This window comes from Sodalis-like endosymbiont of Proechinophthirus fluctus (assembly GCF_001602625.1).
In the GTDB taxonomy this organism is placed as follows: Bacteria; Pseudomonadota; Gammaproteobacteria; order Enterobacterales; family Enterobacteriaceae.
This window is the reverse complement of sequence record NZ_LECR01000008.1, coordinates 20,469-21,725: the sequence shown is the minus strand read 5'-3', so window position 1 is coordinate 21,725 and position 1,257 is coordinate 20,469. Positions and strand designations below refer to the sequence as shown.

At 52.6% G+C, this 1,257-nt stretch carries 1 protein-coding gene and 1 pseudogene; both read left to right on the top strand.

The features are described 5' to 3' along the window. Nucleotides 1–864 (top strand): annotated as a pseudogene (locus BG74_RS15590) (M3 family metallopeptidase); the annotation flags it as partial. A 2-nt stretch (nucleotides 865–866) separates the two neighbouring features. Further along, a partial coding sequence (locus tag BG74_RS15585) for a M3 family metallopeptidase (RefSeq protein ID WP_244267109.1) occupies nucleotides 867–1,257 on the top strand: 391 nt, incomplete at both ends.

Genomic DNA, 1,257 nt, shown 5'->3' with positions numbered 1-1,257 from the left:
GGGCCCGGATGCCGGAAAATGGGATAATGGCCCCATTATGAGTGAAATTCTGGCACTGCGCCATGAGCTTGCGCAATTACTGGGATTCGAAAGCTATGCCGATAAATCACTGGCTACTAAAATGGCGCAGAATCCCCAGCAGGTGCTGGATTTCCTGACCGATCTGGCCAAGCGTGCGCGCCCTCAAGGCGAGCAGGAATTGGCGCAGCTGCGCGCCTTTGCGCAAAAACACTTCGGCCGTGACACTCTGGAGCCGTGGGATATCACCTATTATAGTGAAAAACAAAAACAGCATCTGTTCTCCATTAACGATGAGCAGTTGCGTCCCTATTTCCCTGAATCGCGGGTAGTCAGCGGTCTTTTTGAGGTAGTAAAACGCATTTACGGCATCATAATCAAAGAGCGTACCGATGTGGACACTTGGCACCCGGATGTCCGTTTCTTCGATCTGTTTGATGAACATAATGAACTGTGTGGCAGCTTTTATCTCGATTTATACGCCCGCGACAACAAACGGGGCGGCGCCTGGATGGACGATTGCGTAGGTATGATGCGCAAAGCCGACGCCGAGCTGCAAAAGCCGGTAGCTTATCTCACTTGTAACTTCAACCGCCCGATAAGCGGCAAACCGGCGCTGTTTACCCACAATGAGGTCACCACGCTATTTCATGAATTCGGTCACGGGCTGCACCATATACTGACCCGCATCGATACCCCTGGAGTGGCCGGGATTAGAGGCGTACCCTGGGATGCGGTGGAGTTGCCGAGCCAGTTTATGGAAAATTATTGCTGGCATCCTGAGGCACTGGCGTTTATCTCTGGCTATTATGAAACCGGCGAGCCGCTGCCTGATGAACTGTTGAANNAAGATATTGGAAGCAAAAAATTATCAGGCGGCGCTGTTTATTCTGCGTCAGTTAGAGTTCGGCCTATTCGATTTCCGTATGCATCATCAATACCAACCGGAGCAAGGTGCGCGCGTGCTGGAGATCTTAACAGAAGTGAAAAAACAGGTGGCAGTAGTGCCGACCGTGGCATGGGGGCGTTTCCCCCATACCTTCAGCCACATCTTTTCCGGCGGCTATGCAGCTGGGTATTACAGTTATCTGTGGGCGGACGTCCTGGCGGCGGATGCCTGGTCGCGTTTCGAAGAGGAAGGAATATTCAACCGGGACACCGGCGAATCTTTCCTTGATACCATACTGTCGCGCGGCGGTTCCGAGGATCCTATGGTACTCTTCACCCGTTTCCGAGGTC